This is a genomic window from Bacillus cereus group sp. N31 (genome assembly GCF_016483245.1).
GTDB classification, from domain to species: Bacteria; Bacillota; Bacilli; order Bacillales; family Bacillaceae_G; genus Bacillus_A; species Bacillus_A toyonensis.
On sequence record NZ_JAEHCH010000028.1, the window covers coordinates 47,449 to 73,384 of the forward strand.

Below are 25,936 nucleotides of genomic sequence, written 5' to 3' on the forward strand. Positions count from 1 at the left end.
AATTGAGTTTTTTTAGATTGCTCAATTAATTTTAATTATAAAAACTATGAAGGAAGTGATTTTAGTATGGAAACGCTCGAATTGGCACGAATACAGTTCGCATCAACAACGATTTTCCATTACTTTTTTGTTCCGCTGTCAATTGGTTTAGCTTTTATTATTGCGATAATGCAAACGTTGTATGTGGTAAAAGGACAAGAAGTATATAAGAAGATGGCGAAGTTTTGGACGCAATTATTCCTTATTAACTTTGCAGTAGGTGTAGTAACAGGTATTTTACAAGAATTTCAGTTTGGTATGAACTGGTCCACATATTCACGTTTCGTAGGTGATGTATTTGGTCCATCACTTGCAATTGAAGGATTACTAGCATTTTTCATTGAGTCTACATTTTTAGGTTTATGGGTATTCGGTGAAGATAAATTACCGAAGCGAATTCACTTATTATGTATTTGGCTCCTTTCAATTGGAACAATGTTATCAGCGTTTTGGATTTTAACTGCAAGTGCATTTATGCAGTCACCTGTAGGGTATGAAATGGCAGCAGATGGTCGTGCGCAAATGAATGACTTTTTAGCGATTATTCAAAATCCACAATTATGGGTACAGTTCCCGCATACAATTACAGCGGCAATTGCAACAGGTGCATTCTTTATTGCGGGTGTAAGTGCATGGAAAATTACAAAAGGACAAGAAACTGTAGTATTTAAAAAATCGTTCCGAATTTCTATCATTGTTGGAACGATTACAACAGCGCTTGTATTGTTCTTCGGTCATGCACAAGCACAACAATTAATTAAGACACATCCAATGAAAATGGCTGCAGCTGAAGCGCTATGGAATACGAGTGAGGATCCAGCGCCATTTACAGCATTTGCGAAAATTGATACAGAGAAGAAAGAAAATTCATTTGAAATTCAAATCCCTTATATGCTAAGTCTATTGTCGTATGATAAGTTTAGCGGTCAAGTTGAAGGGATGAATCAAATTCAAAAACAATATGAAGAAAAATATGGACCTGGAGATTATATTCCTCCAGTGCATACGATGTTTTGGAGTTTTAGAGCAATGGTAATGAGTGGAACATTCATGTTACTTCTAGGAGCTTACGGATGGTTCTTATCAAGAAAAGATCGTTTAGCTGAAAAAACGTGGTATTTAAAAGTAATGGTGTATGCAATTTCTCTTCCGTTCATTGGTAATACAGTAGGATGGATTATGACTGAAATGGGTCGTCAGCCTTGGGTAGTATTTGGTGTAATGAAAACAGAAGATGCTGTATCACCCAATGTAACATTCGGTGAAGTATTATTCTCACTTATTTCATTCACATCAATGTATTTAATTATGGGTGGAATTTGTGTGTACTTATTTGTTCGTACTATTAAGGGACATACGAATAAGAAAACGAAAAAGGATTATCAAAGCCATGATCCATTTGATAAGGAGGAAGAGTATGTTATCTCTTAATGAGTTGTGGTTTTTAGTTATTGCAATCTTATTTGTTGGATTCTTCGTACTGGAAGGTTTCGATTTTGGTGTAGGAATGGTTTCAAGATTTTTAGGAAAGAATGATTTTGAAAAACGAGTTTACTTGAATACAATAGGACCGTTCTGGCACGCGAATGAAGTATGGCTTGTTTGTGCTGGTGGCGCTATGTTTGCGGCATTTCCGCACTGGTATGCAACTTTATTTAGCGGTTTTTATGTTCCCTTTGTATTTATGCTACTTGCTTTAATTTTAAGAGGTGTTTCCTTTAAATTCCGGGCGAAAATAGATAATCATAAATGGAAGAGTGCATGGGATTGGGGTATGTTTCTTGGAAGTATGCTACCTCCTATCCTTTGGGGAGTTGCGATTGCAAACTTTATGGTAGGTGTACCTATCGATGAGAGTAAAAATGTTGTAGGTGGATTCTTGCAATTACTTCATCCATTTGCGTTACTTGGAGGAGTAATGTTCCTTCTGCTATGTATTGTTCATGGACTACAATTCCTTACAATACGTACAACGGGTAAATTGAGAGAACGTGCACGAATTGCTGCAATAAAAATTGCACCATTTTCATTAATAACACTTCTTATTTTTGCTGGTATAGGGTTATGGAAAACCGATATTTTCACTGCCCATGGTACAGAATGGATTATGGTACCAATTGGAGCTTTTGTAGCACTATTAGCGTCCACTTTATTAAATAAAAGAAGAAGAGATGGTTGGGCTTTCTTTATGACGAGTTTAACAATCATTTTACTAAGTGCGAGTGTATTTATCGGTATGTTCCCACGTGTTATGATTAGCTCTTTAGGAGCAATGAATGATTTGACAATTTACAATGCAGCATCAGGAGCTTATGCATTAAAACTTATGACTTACTTTGCGATTGCTATTTTGCCTTTCGTTATTGGAAGCCAAATATGGAGTTATTATGTATTTAGACAACCTGTTAAGTCAGACAACGATTTGGAGTACTAATGAAAAGAAAAAGAGGACTTCCGTCTTATCCCGGTAGCCGTATGTTATATGTAGCGTTAACGATTATTAGTATTTTAGAAGTTTTTAGTATTATTGCGCAAACAGTGTTTTTAGCGAGAGCTATTACGTTTTTATTTAATGGAGAAACAGTGCAATCTGTGTTGAATGAAACTGTTTATTTTGGGGTCATGTTTGCAGCGCGCCACATGTTGGTTCGAATATCACAAATTTTAGTGGAACGTTTCGCTGAAAAAACAGGAACGTTGCTAAGAAAGCAATTAATAGAGGCATATTTCACGTTAGGACCAAGATATGTTCAAACTGTCGGAACAGGTCATCTGGTTACCTTATCGATTGAAGGGATTGAAAAATTTAAAACATATATTGAATTGACAATCCCTAAAATGATTAGAAGTAGTATCGTTCCGGGATTAATTGTACTATATGTTTTTACGCTGGATATTAAGTCTGGAATCATTTTAGTTGTAACGATTCCTATTGTAATCATATTTATGATTCTTTTAGGATTAGCAGCGCAGAAAATGGCTGATAGTCAATATGAAACATATCGTGTACTTTCTAATCATTTTGTAGATACGTTAAAAGGGTTAGAAACATTAAAGTATTTAGGGAAAAGTAAACAGCACGAAGGAAAGATTGAAAAGGTTAGTAAAAGATATAGAAAAGCAACGATGCGTACTTTGCGAGTTGCTTTTCTTTCTTCTTTTGCATTAGATTTCTTTACAAGTTTATCAATTGCGTTTGTGGCAGTAGGTTTAGGAATTCGTTTAATAGACGGAACGATTCTTTTATTGCCTGCTCTTACAATATTAATTTTAGCTCCGGAATATTTTCTACCGATTAAGCAAGTTGGAGCGAATTATCATGCTACATTAGATGGCCAACTTGCGATGGAACAAATAGAGGGAATTCTACAGCAACAAAAAGAAATAGAAAAGAAAGATTCAAATGTAGATATAGTATGGAATTCTTCAAGTAGCTTGAAATTACAAGATGTAAAAGTAAATAACGATGAATCTAAAAAGGCTATATTAGAGGGAATTGACTTTGCTTGGCAAGGTAACGGTGCTATAGGCATTATTGGTGAAAGTGGGGCAGGGAAATCAACTTTAATCGATGTGTTAGCAGGATTTCTCTCTCCGTCCGGTGGGAAAGTGTTAGTAAATGGTGTGGGAATTGACGGATCTACTCGTGAAGATTGGCAAAAAAATATTGCTTATATTCCACAGCAACCATATATTTTCCCACTTTCATTAAAAGATAATATTTGTTTCTACGAGACAAATACAACGGATGAAGAAATGAAGAAAGTTATTCATGATGTAGGGCTTAGCTCACTCGTTGCATCCCTTCCGAATGGGATGGATGAAAGAATTGGAGAAGGTGGACGTATGCTTAGTGGCGGACAAGAACAACGTGTCGCTATGGCGCGTGCACTTTTAAGTGAAAAACCAATCATTTTATTAGATGAACCTACGGCGCATCTTGATATTGAAACTGAATTTGAAATAAAGCAATCGATGTTACGTCTGTTTGAAGGTAAGTTAGTATTTCTTGCAACACATCGTCTGCATTGGATGAAACAAATGGATCATATTTTTATTTTAAATAAAGGGAAAATTAAAGAAAGTGGAACGTATGAAGAACTGTTAAAGAAAGAGACATTACATTTTCATAGGGAAGAGAGGGGAGAGAAATGAGTAACTGGATTAAACCTTATATACAGCAAAATAAAGGTAGAATGACTTTAACTATTTTCCTTGGGCTTCTTGGAGTTAGTTCAGGTGCGATGTTACTTTTTATTTCAGGTTATTTAATCTCTAAATCTGCTCTTAGACCAGAAAATGTAATGGCTGTATATGTTCCGATTGTTGCAACACGTGCGTTTAGTATAGGGCAAGCTGTTTTCCATTATATAGAGCGTTTAGTGGGACATGATGTCGTACTACGCATATTAGAACGAATGAGAACGAAACTATACAGAATAGTAGAACCACAGGCGTTATTTTTCCGTTCGCGATTTCAAACGGGTGATGTGTTAGGCGTACTATCCGAAGATATAGAGCATTTACAAAACCTATATTTACGTACAATATTCCCTAGTATATTAGCACTAGTTGTATATAGCATTTTCGTACTTGTTATCGGTACATTTGACTTCGTATTTGCACTGATTGCTGGTTGTATGTTAGCTATTATCGTTTTTCTTCTTCCATTCGTATCATTACTATTGATGAGGCGAAATCATGTTACTTTAAAGCAGGGAAGAAGCCGTTTGTATCAACAACTAACAGATGCAGTCTTTGGATTATCGGATTGGCAGGCAAGTGGTCGAAAAGATGAATTTATTAATGAGTATGTAGAGCAAAATGATCGATTGTTAAAAACAGAGAAGAGATTGAAACGCTGGTATCATATTCGAGACAGTCTCATTCATTTAGTAGTAGGTATTGTAGTTATTTCAATGATTATATGGACTGGGAATGAAGTGGCAAGTGAACAGATTGCACCTACAGTTATCGCGGCCTTCGTATTAATGACTTTATCTGTAACGAATGCGCTTATTCCGATTTCAGATGCCATCGATCGAATCCCATCTTATGTAGAATCTGCTCATCGTCTGAATCGTGTAGAAAGTGATAGTGTTTTACATGATGAAATGGATTTGCATGAAGATAAGGATTACGGTGCACCAAAACATGTAGATATTGAACTGAATCATGTATCGTATAGTTATCCAGACAGTAACGAGACTGTATTAAAAGATATATCGTTACAAATAAAAGCAGGAAAAAAAATTGCCATTTTAGGTAGAAGTGGGACAGGGAAATCTACTTTACTAAAATTGTTAACAGGGGCGTTAAGTCCGGTACATGGACAAGTTTTATTGAATGGTGAACAAGCGCATACGAATCTTTTATCCAAATATATTTCCGTATTAAATCAAAAACCGCATTTGTTCGATACGACAATTGGAAACAATGTGCGAATCGGTAAACCAGAGGCTAATGATGAAGAGATATGGAACGCTTTAGAGAAAGCACAATTAGCTTTGCATATCGCTTCTCTTCCAGATGGATTACAAACAAAAATGCATGAAATGGGGAAGAGATTTTCTGGTGGAGAAAGACAAAGGGTTGCTTTTGCTAGAACGCTTATGCAAGAAGCGCCGATTATTGTACTTGATGAACCTACTATCGGGTTAGATCCAAAGACAGAGTTATCTTTAATAGAGACAATGTTTTCTGCAACGGAAGAAAATACAGTCATTTGGATTACGCATCATCTTGTAGGAATTGAACATGTAGATGAAGTTATATTCCTTGATCGTGGTCAAATTGTAATGCAAGGAAGTCATGAGCAATTACTTAAAGAAAATGAGAGATATCGTATGCTTTATGAGCTAGATAAAGGAATATAATTTGATTAAGTACTTATCGTAAAAATAGCTGCACCTTATGGTGTAGCTATTTTTTGTTAAGGAATATATATTCATTTCAACGTATAGATTTATTTGGCTCAATACTGTTTTAGGATGGTAATCATTATGAATGGAAAGCTGTAAATCAAATGTCTGTATTATTGAGTGTGTATATATAGGAGTGAAAAGTAGGATATTTTGTTACGAGCTTGCATAAAAGTATAAAGGTTCCATGCGGTTTTAGTCATGTGATTTTGTGTCGCGTATATAAATAATATGCGAAAAGGTGGAGGAATAAGATGAGAGGTCATTTTGAAAAAAGTAAAGAGGCGATAGATCGAATGCCATTGGTGAGTGTATTAATTCCTACTTATAATCGTCCTCACTACTTTGAAAAAGCATTATGTAGTGTGTTAGAACAAATATATCCTAATATAGAAATTATTATTGGAGATGATAGTACGAATGACGAAACAGAAAAGGTATTACAAAAATATTTGTGTAAGTATTCAAATATTAATTATATAAAAAATAGCTCAACTCTAGGGCAATTTGAAAATGCACTTATGTTATGTAATGAGGCGAACGGCGAGTATATTAACTTTTTAATGGATGATGATATATTTCATGTTAATAAAATTGAAAAAATGATGAAATATTATGTCAATGATTTAAATCATGAAATTAAGCTCGTAACATCCCATCGCCAAGTAATTGATGATGAAGAGAACGAATTAAGACATATTTATTCAACAGTACGTCTATTTGAAAATGACACAATAGTAGATGGGGTGGAATTAGCAAATAGGGTAATTGTAAATCAAAAGAATTATATAGGAGAACCTACAACGGTATTATTTCGTAAAAATGATTTGAAAGAACCGTATGGTATGTTTGATAAAAGGAGGTATCTATGCAACGTAGATATCGCCTCATGGTTATCCTTATTAAGTAAAGGAAAAGCAGTATATATAGCGGAGACACTTAGTTACTTCCGATTACATCCAGGTCAACAGTTAAATGAATCTAATAAACTTATGGATGGATTAGAAGATTTTTCACATAGTATTATAGTTGGAGAAAAATATGGTTTTTTAGCTAATGAAACAGAGTTAGACAAAGCAATAACTAATTTTCTAGACTATGCAAGAAGAATAGTTCCATCATCACTATTATATACATTAGATTTTTATCAACAAATTAAGCTAAAGAAAATTAATATAGAAAAGAAAAAACAATATATGAATTACAACTCTCATTTACCGAAAGTTAGCATACTTATTCCTGCCTATAATAAACCTCATTATTTGGAATTAGCTCTCAAAAGTGCTTTGAAACAAACATATGAAAATATTGAAATAATAATTTCTGACGACAGTACGAACGTTGAAGTTCACGCGATGATCCAACCATATTTACGTGAATATGAATGCATTACATATGTTAAAAATGAAACCCCATTAGAAGCTGAGAACTTTAATAAATGTATAGAACTTGCAACTGGAGAGTATATAAACTTTTTATTAGATGATGACTTATTTCATCCTGAAAAGATTAAAAAAATGATGAATTGTTTTTTTAGAATAGAAAACATTTCGTTTGTGACATCATATCGGGAACTAATTGATGAGAATGGAGAGGTTTTACACCCATCAACATTGAATATGAAAATTGCCAAAGAAACTACACTTTTTGAAGGGAAAGAATTAGGGAATTATATGTTAAAAAACTTGAAAAATGTAGTTGGTGAACCTACAACAGTTCTGTTTAATCGGAAGTTTTTTGGAGGGGAGTTTGGTTGTTTTAAGGGGAAAGCTTATTCTGCTATTCATGACATTGCAACATGGCTCGATATGATGAAGAAAGGTAGAGTCGTTTATATACAGGAACCGCTTAGTTATTTTAGACAGTATAGTGGACGAAATCAAAAGCAAAAGCAGTTTATATTCATGACAATTGAGGAATGGATTGAATTAATAATAGATGCATATAATAGTGGATTTTTAAATGATGAGCAAGATTATAAAGAGTGCTTGACTTATTGTTTGGAAAATGCGGTGTTCATAATGAAAGATGCAGTAAGAGGTGGACATTTAAATGAAATTGATAATGGAAAGATAGAGAAGGCACTAAATAAGGTAGTTACTCGTATATTTGAGAAAGAAGTATGTTATTGTCAATATTGCAATCAACAATTTGCAAAATTTTCCCCTTGGCCAGCACATTACGATTTTCCAAAATATAAATTCGAGATGTGGAATAAAGATACGGGGATTTGTCCGGTATGTGATTCGATGGATCGTGAAAGGTTATATCGTGTTTATATTGAAATGGAAACTGATTTATTAAGTGGAAATGATACTGTACTTCATATTGCACCGGAAGCAAAGGTAAGAGGATGGTTTAGTCAGTATAAAAACATTACATATGTATGTGGAGATATTGAACCGAAGGATCCGTTAATGAAAGAAATAGATGTTACAAGAATTGTATATGAAAATAACACATTTGATGTGATTTTATGTAACCATGTATTAGAACGCGTTTTCGATGATGAAAAAGCGATGCGAGAGTTATATAGAATATTAAAGCCAAATGGATGGGGAATTATTCAAGTGCCAATCGTAATGAATGTAGATTCTATTATAGAGAATGAATTAATTGTAACACCGAAATTAAGAAAATTAGCTTTTGGTCATGAAGATCATGTAAGAATTTATAATCAATCAGGATTTATTCAACGATTAATGAATGCAGGATTTAAGGTGGAACTGTATAACATAGCTGAAAAACAAGGAATGAAAAGCGCTAAGAAATTTGGGTTATCTGAAACAGATATGCTCTATATTGTCCGAAAATGATAGGCAAGAGATGTGTATTGAGGGGAAGTGATATCCCCCATCTACAGGGGGGAAGGACCTTTAAAACAACGTTTTGAAGAAGCGTTCATTCTTTAAAAAAAGAATGAATGCTTCTTATTTTAATTATAGAGCAGCGTGTATCGTATTTTTAGGTTTTAAATTTAGTTGACCAAGGCAATACTGAGCCATAGTGAATGTAAAGTTGGAGGGCGAGTGTATATGTTTGATGAGGATGGGATTGTTTTAATTATGGAACCAGCTGATGAAAGAAACTTGAGGAGATTTATTTTTACAGTGCCAAAGTCAGTTTATGAAAAGAAGGGGCTGTCATTACACTATGGAACAGCTATAGGACAAGGATATATGGATATAATTGAAGATATTATTAGCGTACATATAGAAATTGATGTTGTAACAATAATAGGGCATGTAAGTGGGTAAATTGCTATTTGAAAAAAGGTTATAAGCAATTAAGCTAGAAGTTATGAAGGGAAGCTTACAGACAATTATAAAGACGAAGGGAGTCTAAAATGAAAATAAAATCAATTTTATTAGTATTGATAGTTTCAATTGGTTTAATAGGTTGTTCGATAGTAGAGGAAGGAAAGAACTCATTAGATTATGCTCAAAAGGCAACAGACTATGTGAATGAAATAAGCGCATTTGCAAATGAAGCTCCAGCGTTAGCGGAAAAGGCTGTTAATGATAAAGAAGCCCGAAAAGAATTGGAAGCGAAGCTAAATGAAATTAAACAACATATACCAGCTTTTAATGAATTAACACCACCAGATGTTGCGAAGGATCTTCACCAACAAATCGTCGGATATAATGAAAAGTTAAATACATTAATTGATACGTCTATGAAGAAGGTAGAGGAAGGGAAAATTGATGTAGAGCAATTTAAAAACTCTGAGCTTATGCAGACGATGGATCAAGTGCGAGATTTGAAAGATAAGATACAAAATTTAGGTCAATAATGAAAAGCTCCGTTTTTCATAAACGGAGCTTTTCATTGTTTTCTAATGGTAAGTTCATTATATTTTCTTCCTATAATATAAGTGTGCTTAGACCGTCCATTTTTCTAAAATATGTATCGTTTTATTGGTCGCATCCAACTTAATTGGAATACCTATGGGCATAGTGATCATTGGATGCGTATGACAACAATCAAAGTCAGCTAGAAAAGGGATTCTTTGATTTTGTAGTACTTCTAATAGTATTTCGTAAGGTTTTCGATTCGTACCGCAATCATCAAATTGCTCATGTTTTCCAAGAATGATACCAGAGACTTTATCAAATACTCCGTTAAGTTTAAGTAAGGAAAAGCTTCTTTCAATAGTAGCTGCATCTTTTGAGCTATCTTCAATAAATAGAATATCACCTTCTTGAATAGGTGGCATATAAGGACTACCCCAAATTCCTTGTATTGTATTTAAGTTCCCGCCAATCATACGCCCAGTAGCTTGTCCATTCGTTACAGAAATCCAATTATTTGGTCTAAGTTCTTTTTCTTTCATTTTTTCTTCCCAATTAATAAATTCATCTGACCAAAATAACGGTTGCTTTATATTGTAAGGAAGAGGTTGATCGTTTAGTAATGTTTCTGAAAAATATTTGTATGTGTCATCTACAAAAGGCTCAAATTCTCCAAAAGAAGGAACGAGTGCAGGACCGTAAAATGTAGGAGTTCCTGTTTTTGCATAAATTCCTAGTAATAAAGCTGATACGTCTGAATATCCAATCATTATTTTAGGGTTATTTCGAAAAGTATCATAATCGATATAAGGTAATAATGAATTGGAATTCATCCCACCAATTGTTGACATGATACAAGAAATATTTGGATTTCTTATCAAATCATTTAGTTCATCAGCACGCTCTTGTATGCTGCCAGAACGATAATAATCATATTGATTTGTAAGTGAACCTTCCAATATATGAAACCCTTTCTGTTTTAAGTAAGATTTTGCTCGTTCAAACCTTTTTGGGGAAGTGTAGGTTGCTGGTGAAGAGGGCGAATAAATCCCAATAGTATCGCCGTATTTTAATGGTTTTGGAAGTATCATTTGTATGAATCCTTTCTATTAAATAGTTTGTTTATGAATTTATCATTGAATATTCTTATATTTCAGTATTCATAGTGTAACATAAATAGATTGAAATAATAATTGTTGTATATGAATAAATATACTTTTTACCTTGACGATATGCAGGAATTGTTGTTATGGTTGACTGTGAGTGTATAAAAGGTTTGCTAAAGGAGTTTTGAAATGAATCGGTTGAAATGGGGAAGAGTAACAATCCTATTAGTCATTATTTTAGGGATATGTTGGTTCTTATTCCAAGGAACTCAAAAGAGTACAACAAATGTAGAGGGACCACCTTTACAAGTGGCAGAGCTACCTAAAACTGGGTTAACTGAAAAAGTAGTTCCGTCAAAGTACATCCCACCAAAAGTTGATGCAAAAGCAGCTATGATTATCGATGCGAGTAATGGAGATGTTATTTATCAACATAACGAAAATGAAGCTTTTGCGCCAGCTAGTATGTCTAAGATGATGACAGCGTACCTTTTATTAGAGAGTGTACATAATGGGAAAGTTCGCTGGGAAGATCCGGTGAAAATGAGTGAGAAAGCAGCGCAAACAGAGGGTGCGAGAATCCCAGTCCAAGTGAATGACACATTGACTGTGAAAGACTTGTACCATGCATTAATGATTGAATCGGCAAATAATTCGGCGGTGGCGTTAGCAGAACATATGGCAAAGACGGAGAAAGATTTCGTTCAACTTATGAATGCAAAAGCGAAACAGTTAGAAATGTCGGAACATGCTAAATTCGCAAATGCATCAGGGCTACAAGAGCCTGATGGAAGTGAGACTAAGATGACAGCTGCCGATGTAGCAAAACTGGCGTATCATCTTATAAAAGATTATCCGGAGATATTAGAAGTGACTCACTTACGTCAAAGTCAGTTAGCATTTAATAATATTAATGTTATCAGTACAAATGACATGCTAAACAAAAATAATAAAAGTTTATATATAGAAGGAATAGACGGATTAAAAACAGGATTTACAGATAGTGCAGGGTACTGTTTTACAGGTACTGCAAAACAAGGAGATACTCGAATTATTACAGTAGTCATGGGGACTTCCAGTAAAACAAAACGTTTTACAGAGACGAATAAGTTAATGTCATATACATTTGGATTAGTTAATTAAGTAAAATGCTAAGTTAGAACATTACATGAGGAAGGCAGTTTATTGTTACTTATTTTTAGTAACGATAAACTGCTTTTTTATTTAAAACACGGGAAGTAAAAAGGTAAAAAATGTGAGAGTTATTATTTGAGTTTATCAATGTTTGTTGATAGTATAAAGTTATAAACTTATTAATAATAAGTTTGAAGGGGCGTTGTATGATGTATACATATGAAATAGCCTCAATTGAAAATTGGAGGGAATTATGATGGCAAAAGATTTTTACTCAGCAATTGAAGACAGAAGATCTATTTATGCAATTAGTAAAGAGCAAGTAGTTTCTGATGAGAAAATTCAAGAAGTGATTTATCATGCTGTAAAACATACACCTTCAGCTTTTAATTCTCAAAGTGCTCGTGTTGTTGTTTTATTAGGAGAACAACATGATAAATTATGGGATCTTACGAAAGAAACGTTACGGAAAATTGTACCCGAAAATAACTTTGCACCTACAGAAGAAAAAATGAATGCATTTAAAAGTGGTTATGGAACGGTTTTATACTTTGAAGACAGTGAAGTAGTGGAAGGGCTTCAAGAAAAATTTGCACTATATAAAGAGAACTTTCCAACTTGGTCACAGCAATCCTCAGGGATGTTACAATTTGCAATTTGGACAGCTTTAGAAATTGAAGGATTTGGTGCTACATTGCAACATTATAATCCATTAATTGATGAAAAAGTAAGAAAAGAATGGGATGTTCCAGAAAACTGGAAACTCACTGCGCAAATGCCATTTGGTAAACCAGTAGTACTTGCTGGCGAAAAAGAGTTCCAACCATTAGAAAATCGTGTGAAAATTTATAAATAAGGTAGAAATAATAAAAGGTGAACAGGGATACGACCTGTTCACCTTTTATTATCCCGCATTAACGGCCCGCAAACGCCCGATTGGTGAAGGATAATAATTAGTGGGATTTTTTTGTTGGCTATTTTTCATCTGATTTTCCAATTCTTTTTTACGTGTTTCAATAGTTGATATTTTTTGTAATGTTATAAATGAAACGAACTGAATAAAGGCGTAGTATAGTTCTATATTTTTGTTTATGTGATCGTCTATTATGTTTTTCACAAATGCACCTCCTTGTTCATTACTAGTAAGACTACAATTTGGAATGGTAGAAGTCGGCAGTCCTTAAATTCCCATTGTACATCTCTTTGTTGATAAGAGTTTCATATTATATGATTATATAAATAATAACAAGGATATTTCAAAAATTCCATAGTTAGTAAAAAATAGTCAATGGAGTGTGTAATTTCTTTAACATAGAATGAGGTTTTGAGAACCAAATCTTACAATTCGTCAAATTATTTAAAAAACATAAATCGTATAGGAAATTAGTTTTCTAAAAATATTATACTATTGATTAATTAAGTAATTTTTGCCATGATAAGAGTACGCTTCATGTAATTCATTTTATCAAGGAAACATATAATTTGTTTTGTATTCGTTAATAAAATTTTTTTATTGGATAGAAAATAAGTATTCTATATTAAGATAATGAATGAGATGTCGAATTTTCATGCAATACATAAGGCATTTGAAGAAAATCGTTGCAAAATTACTATATTTAATGATAAAGTTCACATGAAGTTCACACGAAATTCACTTCGTTCATTTAAAATGAACTACGTGTGAAAAATAAAACTCTTGCTAAAAAATGGAACTGGATGAATATTTTACTTTGATAATATTGTAAAGTATTAAAGTTTTAAGTTTTTTTAAGAGGATAGTAGGGAAAGGAAGTAAAGACAACTTATGAAAAAAGTAATTGCAGGTTTAGCAGCAGCTTCTGTAGCTGGCGTTGCAGTTCCAGGAATGGATTCTGCTCATGCACAAGTTTCGAACGAAGCGCTAAAAGAAATTAATGGACAAACTCAAACACAAACTCAAACGACTGTAACTGAAACAAAAAAAGTAGAAACAACTTCTGAATTAAAATACACAGTAACTGCTGATGTATTAAATGTTCGTTCAGGTGCTGGTACAGGACATAACGTTATTTCTAAAGTAAAACAAGGTCAAGTACTACAAGTAATTGGACAAGAAAACGGTTGGTTCAAAGTAAGTGTAAACGGCCAAACAGGTTATGTAAGTGGTGACTTCGTAACAACTGGTGGTAACAAAGGAACAACTGTTCAACAAGGAACAGGTACTTACACAGTAAACGTTTCTTCACTTAACGTACGTACAGGCCCAAGTACTTCTCATACAGTATTAGGTTCTGTAAATAAAGGGAAAACAGTACAAGTTGTAGGTGAAGTACAAGATTGGTTTAAAATCAACTTCAACGGTGGAACTGGATACGTAAGCAAAGACTTCGTAACAAAAGGTGGTTCTGCTGTATCTAACGAAACACAAAAACCAACTACAAACAACAACAATACTACTACAGTTCAAACTGGTGGTTCTTATGTTGTTAACACTGGTGCTTTAAAAGTACGTACAGGCCCAGCTACATACAATGCTGTAATTGGTGGGGTAACAAACGGTAAAGTATTAAACGTAACTGGCGCAGAAAATGGTTGGTACAAGATTAACCATAATGGCCGCACAGGTTACGTAAGTGCAGACTATGTTAAGTTTGTAAAAGGTGGAGTGACTGGTGGTAACCAAGGTTCTAACCAAGGTTCTAACCAAGTACAAAAACCAACAGCACCTACAGGTGGAGATACGTCTTCAATCGCTGGATTCGCTAGATCTTTAAATGGTTCACCATACAGAACTGCTGGTACAACACCTGCTGGTTTTGACTGCAGTGGATTCATTCACTACGTATTAAATCAAACTGGTCATAAAGGCGCTCGTCAAACAGTTGCTGGATACTGGAGCTCTAAAACAAAAACTAGTAATCCACAACCTGGTGATTTAGTATACTTCCAAAATACTTATAAATCAGGTCCTTCTCACATGGGTGTTTACTTAGGAAACGGTCAGTTCATTAGTGCAGAAACTGATGCAACTGGTGTACGTATTAGTTCTGTAAGCAACTCTTACTGGAGCAAGCACATTTTAGGTTACACAAAAGCATACTAAGAAAAAGTATTTTATACTTTTCGTATAGAGAAAAGGCTTTCCAAGGAAACTTGGGAAGCCTTTTTATAGTTGAATAAATTGGAAGTTTAGTAGTTTTTATTTTAACTTTCCATTTAAAAATCGATCATATAAGTCATGAAAATAGTTAGGACGAAATAAGTTAGCAGCATGTCCTGCTAAAGGTATTTCCTTATATAGAACGTTTGGCAGAATAGATTTTAAATCAAATAGGCAAGATTTATAGAGATGATCTTGTTCACCCATTACCCATAATATAGGGTGGGGAAGTGATTTTAATTTAGATTTTAAATCGAATTCTAACCGGTGTCGTAATGATTGGGCAATTATGGATGAATGTAATTGTAATCCGAAACGGTAGTAAATATTTTTTGAAATGACTGCGAACGGATTCGCTTTTAATATGCCGCTTGGAAAAATAGTATTTGCGTATTGAGAGAGCCATTTAGAGTATTCGTCTCCTCGCTTCTCCCAAAATTTTTGAAATACGTTATATAAAAGGGATGGATTATTATAATGTCCACCAATATGACAAATGCTTAATACCTTTTCCGGGTGCATTTGTGCAAAAATAGTGGAGATATAACAGCCATAGCTTAAAGCGCAAATATGAGCCTCTGTAATACCTTCTTTTTCATATAATTTCAATAATTGATCTACGAGGCGCTGTAATGAAAATTCAATAGCTTCTCCTTTATCGTCGCCGTGACCTAATAAGTCATAAGTTATAATGTTGTAGGAAGCAGAAAATCGTTTATGCTCTTTTTTGAAGGCACGACGATTGCCAACTAACCCGTGAATAAAAATGATTGTTTCCTTTTCAGAATGTATATTTGTTTGCAAAAAGGATACTCCTTTCAATAACTGGAGATTTATATAGTATTTTAAATTAGTTATCTATAATTCACATACAATAATATTAAGTACCAGGTAATAATATCAGATGTTTATATCTGTTGTAAAGATGAGTTTTTATGTATATTTTGTAAAACTAGAAAAAGTGTGTTTACATTCAGTTTACATTTGTACTGTATTCTAGTTTTAGAAAGAGCAGTTTGGCTTAACACGAGGAGATGAACAGGAATGGAAGTTAGAAATGAAATGAAGAAAAAAGGAAGTTGGAGGCAGTTTTTACGCCTTATTCGAGATACAAATCCTCCGAAAGGGATTCTTGTTTTTGCATTGTTAATGAGTTTGCTTTCTACAGGAGCGAGTTTATTTATTCCGATGTTAACAAAAGGATTAGTAGATAATTTTTCGCTTTCGTCAATTAGTACAGGACAAATTGTTGGGCTAGTTGCCTTCTTTGTCATGCAAACCATTGCTGCAGGATTGTCTATTTATTTACTAAATTATATTGGGCAGAAGATTGTAGCTGGACTGAGAGAACGTTTGTGGAAAAAGGTGCTTGTTTTACCAGTATCTTATTATGATCAAAATAGAACAGGCGATACGATTAGCCGTATGACAAATGATACAGGTGTTGTGAAAACATTAATTTCTGAGCACTTGTCGAATTTATTAACAGGCGGTATTTCAATTGTTGGATCATTAATTGTATTATTTGTTTTAGATTGGAAAATGACAGCTTTACTCTTAACGGTTATTCCGTTATCTGTATTAATTTTAGTTCCTCTTGGACGAAAAATGTATAAGATTTCAAAAGCGCTTCAAGATGAAACAGCATCTTTTACAAGTGTGTTAACACAGGTGTTATCAGAAATTCGTTTAGTGAAATCTTCAAATACAGAAAAAAGAGAATATGAGACAGGTAATACAGGGATACAAAAGTTATTGCAATTTGGTTTAAAAGAAGGAAAAGTGCAAGCATTAATTTCACCAGTTATGTCGTTTGTTTTAATGGCACTGCTTGTTATTATCGTAGGCTATGGTGGAATGCGAGTTTCTAGTGGTGCATTAACAACAGGTGAACTTGTAGCATTTATTTTATATTTAGTTCAAATTATTATGCCAATGAGCCAGTTATCTATGTTCTTTACACAATTCCAAAAGGCAATTGGTGCAACGGAAAGAATTAATGCGATTTTAGAATATGAAGTAGAAGATCATGAAACTGGTGTGAAGGTTTCGAATGCTAAGCAGTCGATAGTTCTTGAAAATGTACATTTTGAGTATAACGAAGATGAGAAAGTATTGAACAATATTGATTTCACAATTGAATCTGGAAAAGTAACAGCGATTATAGGTCCAAGTGGTAGCGGAAAAACAACTTTATTTTCATTACTAGAACGTTTTTATGAGCCAACTGGTGGTGCTATTAAATTAGGAAAAGAATCAATTACGAGCTATTCATTGCAGTCATGGCGACGTCAAATTGGTTATGTATCACAAGATAGTCCGTTAATCGATGGAACGATTCGTGATAATATTTGTTACGGTGTTGAGGGCGAAGTGACGGATGCAGAAATTGAAAAAGTAGCAGCTATGGCATATGTTGATGCATTTATTCATGATTTACCAAATGGATATGCAACAGAAGTTGGAGAGCGCGGTGTGAAGCTTTCTGGAGGACAAAGACAGCGAATTGCGATTGCCCGAGCATTACTTCGAAATCCGCAAATTCTTATGTTAGATGAAGCAACTTCAAGTCTAGATAGTAAATCCGAGTCTGTCGTTCAAAAGGCATTAAATAACTTAATGAAAGGCAGAACAACTTTGGTTATTGCACATAGGCTTTCTACGGTTGTAGATGCAGATAAAATTATCTTTATTGAAAAAGGGAACCTTACAGGAAGCGGTACGCACGATGAATTATTACGTACACATGACATGTATCGTGAGTTTGCAACGCAACAATTGAAAATTAAAGAGGGCGCATTATAAAATGAATCATCAGTGGAGATTGTACTCCACTGATGATTCATTTTTAAAAAATATAAAAGATGCTTAGTAGAAAGGAAATGGTTCCTTTGATACCTAAAATTTTAATAGTAGACGACGATCCACATATTAGAGAACTCGTTTCTGTTTTTTTAGAGCGGGAAGGCTTTCAAACATATGAGGCAATTGATGGACTAGATGCTCTTCAGAAAATAGACGAAGTAAAAGTCGATATGGTTATTCTTGATATTATGATGCCGAATATGGATGGATATGATGTATGTTTTGAATTAAGAAAATACTATGATATCCCGATTCTTATGCTAACTGCCAAAGGGGAAACATCTCAAAAAGTAAAAGGTTTTCACCTTGGAACAGATGATTATCTCGTAAAACCATTTGATCCTATAGAATTAGTAGTGAGAGTAAAGGCGTTACTGAAACGTTACCAAATTACAGTATCGCAATCGATTCAAGTTGGAAATGTACTGTTAAACCGTAAAACGTTTGAAGTGACACTGGGGGAACAAACGGTTACGTTACCGCTAAAAGAATTCGAGTTACTTTTTACATTAGGATCTAAGGCGGGAAGAACTTGTTCGAGAGAGCAATTAATTGAAGATGTATGGGGATATGATTTTGAAGGGAATGAACGTACATTAGATGTTCATATTAATCGGTTACGTGAGAAGTTTCAAGAAGAGCAGTCGAAATTTAGTATTAAAACAATAAGAGGTTTAGGGTATCGCTTAGAGGTAAGTAAATGAGAAAAAGAAAACAAATGAGTAAGTTGAAGATATTGAAAGTAATTGGAGCGGTATTAGCACTCTTTTCTTTTCTAACAATAATTTGGTCTATCGCATTTTATGTATCATCAAGTATTATAAATGCTCTTGAAATAAACGTATCGCCGTTTGTTACGTTTTTAATTAGTGATATGGTCGGTTTTGTATTTATCGTTCTTATTTGGGTATTGATTGGAGTATTAATGAGACCGAAGCGAGAGGCAATGATTTGGGCTATTATTGAACCGATACAAAAAATTGCAAAAGGAGACTTCTCCGTAAAAATACGAAATGAAGAAAAGTATGATGGAGAAATTGGTGTGCTCGTAAAAAGTATAAATGATATGACAGACGAACTGAATGCGATGGAAAAAATGCGCCAGGAATTTGTATCGAATGTTTCACATGAAATACAGTCACCATTAACTTCTATAAAAGGATTTGCTAGAGCACTACAAGATGATAATCTTTCTGAGGAAAAAAGAAAGCATTATCTTACCATTATTGAAACTGAAACAACGAGATTATCTAAACTAAGTCAAAACTTATTGAAGCTAACTCTTTTAGAATCCGAAGAGTATACACCAGAAAGAGTGAGCTATCGATTAGATCAACAGTTAAAGCAAATTGTATTAAATAGTGAACCACTCTGGGCTGAAAAAGAAATTGAATTAGATCTTGATTTAGAGAAAGTCCATGTAACTGCAGACCAAGAAAGTATGAGTCAAGTGTGGATTAATTTAATTCATAATAGCATTAAATTTACTCCAAGCGGTGGTACGATCACTATTCAGTTAAAGGAACATGAGACAGTAGTGGAAGTGCGTATCTGTGATTCAGGAATTGGTATATCAGAAGAACAGAAACAACATATTTTTGAGCGTTTTTATAAAGCGGATTCTTCACGAAATCGTGCCTATGGAGGAAGTGGCTTAGGTTTATCTATTGTAAAAAAAGTACTTGATCTTCATGAAGGAGAAATAAAAGTCGAGAGTGAGGAAGGAAATGGTACAGAATTTATTGTGTGTATTCCTAAATATGAAGAAAAGTAGTGTTAGGTGGAAAGATTTCTAACACTATTTTTCTTTAAAAAGGCATATATAGCTACTATGGTTACCTACAAGTAACCTACGCACATGAAAGTGCATCATTGCCTTTTTACATAAACATAGATACACTTTTAATATGATAAACAACAGAGAAGATTAAGGAGTGTTATACTTGGCAGAATTATTACAAGGTAAAAATGCTTTAATTACAGGAGCAGGTAGAGGTATTGGTCGTGCTGTAGCGATCGCATTAGCGAAAGAAGGCGTAAATGTAGGTCTTTTAGCTCGTTCAGAAGAAAACTTAAAAGCTGTAGCGAAAGAAGTGGAAGCAGAAGGCGTAAAAGCTGTTATTGCGACTGCTGATGTATCTTCGTATGAAGAGGTAACGACTGCAATTGAAACGTTAAAAAACGGTTTAGGGTCTATCGATATTTTAATTAATAACGCTGGTATTTCTAAATTTGGTAAGTTTTTAGAATTAGACGTTGCTGATTGGGAAAAAATCATTCAAGTAAACTTAATGGGTGTATACTATGCAACTCGTGCCGCTTTACCAAGCATGATTGAACAACAATCTGGTGATATTATTAATATTTCATCTACAGCAGGACAAAAAGGCGCGCCTGTAACAAGTGCATATAGTGCTTCTAAATTTGGTGTTCTTGGCTTAACAGAATCGTTAGCGATGGAAGTTCGTAAACATAACATTCGTGTAACGGCTTTAACTCCAAGTACAGTAGCAACTGATATGGCTGTAGATTTAGGGTTAACTGATGGAAATCCTGATAAAGTAATGCAAGCAGAAGATATTGCAGAGTTTATCGTAGCACAGCTGAAATTAAATAAACGTACATTTATTAAATCAGCAGGACTTTGGTCTACTAATCCGTAAGGGCTACATGTATTAACAAAGAAGGGACATCTATTCTGTAATGGAGTGGGTGTTCCTTCTTTATTTTTTGTATATAAAACGGAATTTTCGGTATAATCAAGTGTGAATGGTAGAAAAGCATAAAAAAACTTTAAGGGGGATGGTATATACATGAGTACGATTGAGAAATGGTCGGCTGTTGATCAATATATGAGTGATGTATTAATACCGAAAGATTCTACATTAGAAAGGGTCCTTCAAGCAAACGCTGCAGCTAATTTACCGGCACATGATGTATCGCCAACGCAAGGGAAGTTTTTGCAACTATTAGTACAAATTCAAGGAGCTCGAAACATTTTGGAAATTGGTACTCTAGGCGGATATAGCACGATATGGATTGCAAGGGGCTTACCATCTGGAGGACAAGTTGTTACATTGGAAGCAAATGAAAAACATGCAGAAATTGCACGTAGCAATATTGAACGTGCTAATTTGAATGATAAAATTGAAATACGAACAGGATTAGCGTTAGATTCTTTACAACAAATAAAAAATGAGCAGTATGAACCTTTTGATTTTATTTTCATAGATGCTGATAAACAAAATAACCCTGCTTATTTTGAATGGGCACTAAAACTATCACGACCGGGTACTGTAATTATTGGTGATAACGTAGTACGTGAAGGAGAAGTTATTGACAATACTAGTAGCGATCCTCGTGTACAAGGAATACGCCGTTTCTATGAATTAATAGCTGCTGAGCCACGTGTTAGTGCTACAGCGCTTCAAACTGTAGGAAGTAAGGGATACGATGGGTTTGTGATGGCAGTTGTAAAAGAGTGATGTAAGGAGGAAAAAGGGATGAAAAAGAAGTTTCAAAAATTATAACATGTATCGTGTATAACGAGATTAGCTCGTGGACCTCCAGTATACATAGCATTATATTATATATTAAAAAATTGGAGGCTATAAGTAGATGAGAACTGAAAAAGAAATGCTAGACTTAATTATAAATACAGCAAAAGAGGATGAAAGAATTCGAGCTGTCATCATGAATGGATCGCGTGTAAATCCAAATGTGAAAAAAGATTGTTTTCAAGATTATGATATTATGTATGTTGTGAATGATATACAATCTTTTATATCTAATCATAATTGGATTCATAGATTTGGAGAAATAATGATTGTACAAATGCCGGAAGAAATGTCATTAATTCCAGCAGATGAAGACGGGAAGTTTCCGTATTTAATGCAGTTCATGGATGGGAATCGGATTGATTTAACACTAGTTCCAGTTGAGTTAATAAAAAAGTTCGTTGGAAAAGATAGTTTAAGTAAACTGCTTCTTGATAAAGATAATTGTCTGGAAGAATTCCGACCAGCAAGCGATAAAGATTACTTAGTAAAAAAGCCTACGGAAAAAGAGTTTTTAGATTGCTGTAATGAATTTTGGTGGTGCAGTACAAATGTAGGAAAAGGGTTATGGCGCGAGGAGCTTACTTATGCGAAAGGAATGCTTGAAGGCCCAATGCGAGATATGTTAGTTGTAATGCTAGAGTGGCATATTGGTATGAAAACAAAGTTTACAGCTAATGCTGGGAAGTTTGGGAAGTATTTCGAACAATATGTTGAAAAAGATGTCTGGGAGCAGTTTAAAAGGACATTTTCAAATGCAGAGTATGAAAATATTTGGGATTCATTTTTCATAATGGGTAATTTATTTAGGAAAGTTGCGAACGAAATTGCTAACACTTATGAATATCAATATCCGCAAGATGATGATGACAAAGTGACGAGCTATTTAAAGCATGTAAGAAAATTACCGAAAGATAGTAAAGTAATTTATTAAGTATATAAATCAGTAAGACTGTCCTAATTACGGACAGTCTTATTTTAGTTCAGGAATCAGAATTTCTCTAACAAAGTACAGATGAAACACATATGAAATTTTAGGGAGGTTTTTATCATGTATTATTTTTATTCACCAGAAATGTTCGTTCCATTTCCTTTAGGGCTAGAACGCAATATTTCGTACGCTTATATGCCATATCATTCATTTTATTATGGAGACTATGTAAATGCGCTACCATACGCATTACATGTTCCTCAAAATTATGAAGCACAAATGAAAGAAGAGGATCGTGGATCATGGACACCATTTTCATGGGTCGAAAAATATGCGTATGCATTTTCAGGACCATACAATAAAGCGGAAGTAGCTCTTACATTTGATGATGGACCAGATTTAGTATTTACGCCAAAAATTTTAGATAAGTTAAAACAACATAATGTGAAAGCTACTTTTTTCTTGCTCGGTGAAAATGCAGAAAAGTTTCCGAATGTAGTAAAGCGTATTGCAAATGAAGGGCATGTAATTGGTAATCATACGTATAGTCATCCAAATTTAGCGAAAGTAAATGAGGCTGAGTACCATAATCAGATTATAAAAACGGAAGAAATATTAAATCGGTTAGCTGGTTATGCACCGAAGTTTATACGTCCGCCTTACGGTGAAATACTTGAAAATCAATTGAAGTGGGCAACAGAGCAAAATTTTATGATTGTACAGTGGAGTGTTGATACGGTTGATTGGAAAGGTGTAAGTGCTGATACGATTACAAATAATGTGCTAGGGAATTCATTTCCAGGTAGTGTCATCCTCCAACATTCAACGCCAGGTGGGCATTTACAAGGATCAGTAGATGCACTAGACAAAATCATTCCACAGTTAAAAACGAAAGGAGCACGCTTTGTAACACTTTCAAGTATGTTCCAGACATCTAAAGAGAGAAAATAAAAATGTTAATAATTGGAATTCGAATGATTATATAGTATAATGAAGGTGTAAATTAGGGGGTGGATATAATTGATGTATGCACTAGCAAACATAGGAATAAGCATGTTGATCGGTATTATATTTATACTTGCTGCACGTATTCTTCAAAAGAATCCACCGACGGATATTAACGCAGCGTATGGTTATCGGACGAAACGGTCTATGAAAAATAAGAAGTTATGGGATGCAGGTAACAGGTATAGTGCAGAAGTGATGAAACAAAATGGGTTCATTATGATGTTGATAGGAAGTGTTATTAGTATACTGTTTAGATATCCCCATACAACGTTAGCGATAATGATCTTTATGTTAGTACTAATCATTCGCTTATTCATGCGAGTAGAGAAAAGTTTGAAGACACTTGAGCGATAATAAAAAAATAGGACTCCCGGCCAATATAGGTAGGGAGTCCTATTCTATTTACAAATCATTATTTTTTAGTAATTCTTTTCCTTTTTCAACAACAAATTCATAGTATGTAAGATCATACGGATAAATATCTTCAAATGTTATTGTAATTGGTTTATTGTTTAAAACAGAAATAGCCGAAAAAGATGAAATCTCTCTTTTTAATAGTTGTAGAAAAGCAGTTGCATGTACTTTCATCACATCGTCTACTTCATCACCTGGTGCAAATGGAAGAGGCTTTATTACGTTGTGAAAATACATATGACAAAACTCACGATCAGTAAGATCTGAAATTTCATAATCTATTTTATAGACTCCTTTGTATGCTAAATCAGTCCTTTGAAAGGAAAGCCCCAATTCTTCTTCAATTTCACGAAGGCCGCCAATTTGTACATCTTCATCATGCATAATATGTCCAGCTGAAGTAATATCCCATATACCCGGAGCTTCTTTTTTATTTTTAGAGCGTAATTGGAAATATAAGAACATATCTTCATCATCTTTTTCTACAAACCAGCAATGGAATGTTTCGTGCCAATCACCGTCACGATGCACTTCATCACGTAATTTCTTTCCAAGTGTATTTTTTTCAGAATCAAATATCGTTAACCACTCTGTCATTTTAATTCCCCTTTCTGCAAATTTTATTATACAATATTTGTATTGAATTTTGGGAAAATAAAGAAAAAAAGGGTGGTTGTAAATGGGGATAGAAAGTAAGGAAATAAAATCGATTATTTCAACAGAGGAAGAATTACGACAAATATTGGGGCAACCAAGTGAGCGAGCTTTGAAAAAAGTTATTTCATCACTTGATCATCATTGTGTAGATTTTCTGTCTAAATCTTCTTTTCTAGTATTATCTACTGCAAATAAATTAGGAGAGTGTGATGCTTCGCCAAGAGGGGATGCACCTGGATTTGTATATGTATTGAATAAAAATAAAATTATCATTCCGGAAAGGCCGGGCAATCGTCGTATAGACTCCATTTTAAATATTATTTCAAATCCGCACGTAGGGTTAATCTTTTTTATTCCTGGTCTTGGGGAAACACTCCGAATAAACGGTAAAGCATATATTACAAACGATGAAGAAATTTTGAAAGAGATGCAGGTGAATGGACGTAATCCGTTACTTGGAATTGTTGTTGAAATAGAAGAATGCTACATTCATTGTGCAAAAGCTTTTATTCGTTCTAAGATGTGGGATCCAGAATCTTGGTTAAATAAAAAAGGGTTACCTTCAGCAGCAAAAATGTTGTTGGAGCATGCGAAAGTGAATACTTCAGAAGAAGATGTTGCACATTCTTTAGAAGAAAGTTATACGAAAAGATTGTATTAAAAATCCTTTATTAGTATAGTTTTAAAAGGAAGAGATCTACTCGTTTTAGAATGGAATACTTTTATGTGAAACATTAATTTACAAGTTGGGAAATTACGAAATAGGTAAATAGATTGGCCGGTATAAAATATTATTGTGAAATATAATAAAAAATGATCTTGAAAATAGTTAATAAAAATAGGCTTGCTTTTTAAAAATTTGATAACTATAATAAGTTAACAAATAGACATGAACGAAAAAGTAATGACAAGGACACGAAATCATTTTTACGGTTTACAGAGAGGGAAGTCAAGGGTGTGAGCTTCCTAACACGAGAAATGATTTTACCACCTTTGAACTTCAATAGTGAACGAGTAATCTAGTAATTATTGACGGTATCAGCCGTTATCTGAACTTGAGCAATCTAGAAGGAAATACGTCTAGATTGGAACAAGGGTGGAACCACGAAAACACATTCGTCCCTTTCCTAGGGATGAGTGTGTTTTTTTACGGCCTTAGAGATTGAAAATTTGGAATAATTAAAAAATGGTATTGATTTTGTTTTTTATGCGAGTATAATGAGTTAACAAATAAACATGAACGAAAAAGTAACGATAAGGACACGAAATCATTTTTACGGTTTACAGAGAGGGAAGCCAAGGGTGTGAGCTTCCTAACACGAGAAATGATTTTACCACCTTTGAACTTCAATAGTGAACGAGTAATCTAGTAAT

The 25,936-nt window shown here is 34.1% G+C and carries 23 protein-coding genes and 1 other annotated feature; of the genes, 19 read left to right on the forward strand and 4 right to left on the reverse strand.

The genetic code is table 11. The features are described 5' to 3' along the window. Window positions 1-66 precede the first annotated feature (66 nt). The 7 genes from cydA (at window position 67) to JDS81_RS25335 (ending at window position 9,753) form a co-directional block, all read left to right on the forward strand. On the forward strand, window positions 67-1,470 hold the full coding sequence (gene cydA / locus JDS81_RS25305) for a cytochrome ubiquinol oxidase subunit I (protein WP_016108204.1): 1,404 nt from the start codon (window positions 67-69) through the stop codon (window positions 1,468-1,470). Beyond that, entirely contained in the window at window positions 1,457-2,473 is a 1,017-nt protein-coding gene (gene cydB, locus JDS81_RS25310; protein ID WP_097953326.1) for a cytochrome d ubiquinol oxidase subunit II, read from the forward strand. The genes cydA and cydB overlap by 14 nt, the downstream gene beginning before the upstream one ends. Further along, window positions 2,473-4,194 (forward strand): thiol reductant ABC exporter subunit CydD, encoded by a 1,722-nt coding sequence (gene cydD / locus JDS81_RS25315; RefSeq protein ID WP_199688632.1) that lies wholly within the window; start codon window positions 2,473-2,475, stop codon window positions 4,192-4,194. Before cydB ends, cydD begins: the two co-directional genes overlap by 1 nt. Continuing rightward, window positions 4,191-5,915 carry a thiol reductant ABC exporter subunit CydC gene (gene cydC, locus JDS81_RS25320; protein WP_097953328.1) on the forward strand — a complete coding sequence of 575 codons (1,725 nt, stop codon included), beginning with the start codon at window positions 4,191-4,193 and terminating at the stop codon, window positions 5,913-5,915. The genes cydD and cydC overlap by 4 nt, the downstream gene beginning before the upstream one ends. 299 nt (window positions 5,916-6,214) lie before the next feature. Then, complete coding sequence (locus tag JDS81_RS25325; protein ID WP_097953329.1) at window positions 6,215-8,776, forward strand: glycosyltransferase; 2,562 nt, start codon at window positions 6,215-6,217, stop codon at window positions 8,774-8,776. 219 nt (window positions 8,777-8,995) lie between these two features. Further along, window positions 8,996-9,217 carry a hypothetical protein gene (locus tag JDS81_RS25330; RefSeq protein ID WP_000459109.1) on the forward strand — a complete coding sequence of 74 codons (222 nt, stop codon included), beginning with the start codon at window positions 8,996-8,998 and terminating at the stop codon, window positions 9,215-9,217. Between the two features lie 89 nt (window positions 9,218-9,306). Next, on the forward strand, window positions 9,307-9,753 hold the full coding sequence (locus tag JDS81_RS25335) for a DUF6376 family protein (RefSeq protein ID WP_097953330.1): 447 nt from the start codon (window positions 9,307-9,309) through the stop codon (window positions 9,751-9,753). Window positions 9,754-9,840: 87 nt separating this feature from the next. Here JDS81_RS25335 and JDS81_RS25340 read toward each other — a convergent pair whose 3' ends face one another. Next, window positions 9,841-10,842, reverse strand: a complete 1,002-nt coding sequence (locus JDS81_RS25340) for a S66 family peptidase (RefSeq protein WP_000602822.1) — start codon at window positions 10,840-10,842, stop codon at window positions 9,841-9,843. Between the two features lie 204 nt (window positions 10,843-11,046). On the opposite strand from JDS81_RS25340, the gene JDS81_RS25345 reads away from it, so the two are divergent. Together JDS81_RS25345 and JDS81_RS25350 are read left to right on the forward strand one after the other, a co-directional pair. Then, complete coding sequence (locus JDS81_RS25345) at window positions 11,047-12,000, forward strand: D-alanyl-D-alanine carboxypeptidase family protein (RefSeq protein ID WP_001080885.1); 954 nt, start codon at window positions 11,047-11,049, stop codon at window positions 11,998-12,000. A 244-nt stretch (window positions 12,001-12,244) separates the two neighbouring features. Then, window positions 12,245-12,847: a nitroreductase family protein gene (locus JDS81_RS25350; RefSeq protein ID WP_002093783.1), complete on the forward strand. Its 603-nt coding sequence runs from the start codon at window positions 12,245-12,247 to the stop codon at window positions 12,845-12,847. Between the two features lie 48 nt (window positions 12,848-12,895). Here JDS81_RS25350 and JDS81_RS25355 read toward each other — a convergent pair whose 3' ends face one another. After that, window positions 12,896-13,108: a DNA mismatch repair protein MutT gene (locus tag JDS81_RS25355; RefSeq protein WP_142316315.1), complete on the reverse strand. Its 213-nt coding sequence runs from the start codon at window positions 13,106-13,108 to the stop codon at window positions 12,896-12,898. Between the two features lie 687 nt (window positions 13,109-13,795). Here JDS81_RS25355 and entFM point away from each other — a divergent pair. Continuing rightward, window positions 13,796-15,073 carry an enterotoxin EntFM gene (gene entFM / locus JDS81_RS25360; protein ID WP_000755505.1) on the forward strand — a complete coding sequence of 426 codons (1,278 nt, stop codon included), beginning with the start codon at window positions 13,796-13,798 and terminating at the stop codon, window positions 15,071-15,073. Window positions 15,074-15,169: 96 nt separating this feature from the next. On the opposite strand, the gene JDS81_RS25365 is transcribed toward entFM, so the two are convergent. Then, on the reverse strand, window positions 15,170-15,934 hold the full coding sequence (locus tag JDS81_RS25365; protein ID WP_097953332.1) for an alpha/beta fold hydrolase: 765 nt from the start codon (window positions 15,932-15,934) through the stop codon (window positions 15,170-15,172). Between the two features lie 240 nt (window positions 15,935-16,174). On the opposite strand from JDS81_RS25365, the gene JDS81_RS25370 reads away from it, so the two are divergent. The 8 genes from JDS81_RS25370 (at window position 16,175) to JDS81_RS25405 (ending at window position 23,845) form a co-directional block, all read left to right on the forward strand. Continuing rightward, complete coding sequence (locus JDS81_RS25370) at window positions 16,175-17,935, forward strand: ABC transporter ATP-binding protein (protein ID WP_097953333.1); 1,761 nt, start codon at window positions 16,175-16,177, stop codon at window positions 17,933-17,935. Between the two features lie 86 nt (window positions 17,936-18,021). After that, window positions 18,022-18,699 carry a response regulator transcription factor gene (hitR, locus tag JDS81_RS25375; protein WP_218923262.1) on the forward strand — a complete coding sequence of 226 codons (678 nt, stop codon included), beginning with the start codon at window positions 18,022-18,024 and terminating at the stop codon, window positions 18,697-18,699. Continuing rightward, on the forward strand, window positions 18,696-19,769 hold the full coding sequence (hitS, locus tag JDS81_RS25380) for an envelope stress sensor histidine kinase HitS (protein WP_142311475.1): 1,074 nt from the start codon (window positions 18,696-18,698) through the stop codon (window positions 19,767-19,769). Before hitR ends, hitS begins: the two co-directional genes overlap by 4 nt. A gap of 169 nt (window positions 19,770-19,938) precedes the next feature. Next, entirely contained in the window at window positions 19,939-20,658 is a 720-nt protein-coding gene (locus JDS81_RS25385; protein ID WP_000818985.1) for a 3-ketoacyl-ACP reductase, read from the forward strand. Window positions 20,659-20,808: 150 nt separating this feature from the next. Then, the gene (locus tag JDS81_RS25390) at window positions 20,809-21,480 is read left to right on the forward strand and encodes an O-methyltransferase (protein WP_000103829.1); all 672 of its coding nucleotides are present in this window, start codon (window positions 20,809-20,811) and stop codon (window positions 21,478-21,480) included. A gap of 133 nt (window positions 21,481-21,613) precedes the next feature. Then, window positions 21,614-22,486 (forward strand): aminoglycoside 6-adenylyltransferase, encoded by an 873-nt coding sequence (locus tag JDS81_RS25395; protein WP_097953335.1) that lies wholly within the window; start codon window positions 21,614-21,616, stop codon window positions 22,484-22,486. Window positions 22,487-22,603: 117 nt separating this feature from the next. Then, window positions 22,604-23,434 carry a peptidoglycan-N-acetylglucosamine deacetylase gene (locus JDS81_RS25400; RefSeq protein ID WP_097953336.1) on the forward strand — a complete coding sequence of 277 codons (831 nt, stop codon included), beginning with the start codon at window positions 22,604-22,606 and terminating at the stop codon, window positions 23,432-23,434. A gap of 72 nt (window positions 23,435-23,506) precedes the next feature. Then, entirely contained in the window at window positions 23,507-23,845 is a 339-nt protein-coding gene (locus JDS81_RS25405; protein WP_141520695.1) for an SdpI family protein, read from the forward strand. Window positions 23,846-23,893: 48 nt separating this feature from the next. Here JDS81_RS25405 and JDS81_RS25410 read toward each other — a convergent pair whose 3' ends face one another. Next, a complete protein-coding gene (locus JDS81_RS25410) occupies window positions 23,894-24,502 on the reverse strand; it encodes an NUDIX hydrolase (RefSeq protein WP_097953337.1) in 609 nt (202 codons plus the stop codon). A gap of 82 nt (window positions 24,503-24,584) precedes the next feature. Here JDS81_RS25410 and JDS81_RS25415 point away from each other — a divergent pair, with 82 nt between their 5' ends. Beyond that, the gene (locus tag JDS81_RS25415) at window positions 24,585-25,223 is read left to right on the forward strand and encodes a pyridoxamine 5'-phosphate oxidase family protein (RefSeq protein WP_097953338.1); all 639 of its coding nucleotides are present in this window, start codon (window positions 24,585-24,587) and stop codon (window positions 25,221-25,223) included. Between the two features lie 234 nt (window positions 25,224-25,457). Further along, window positions 25,458-25,689 (forward strand) — a binding site (T-box leader). Window positions 25,690-25,936 lie beyond the last annotated feature (247 nt).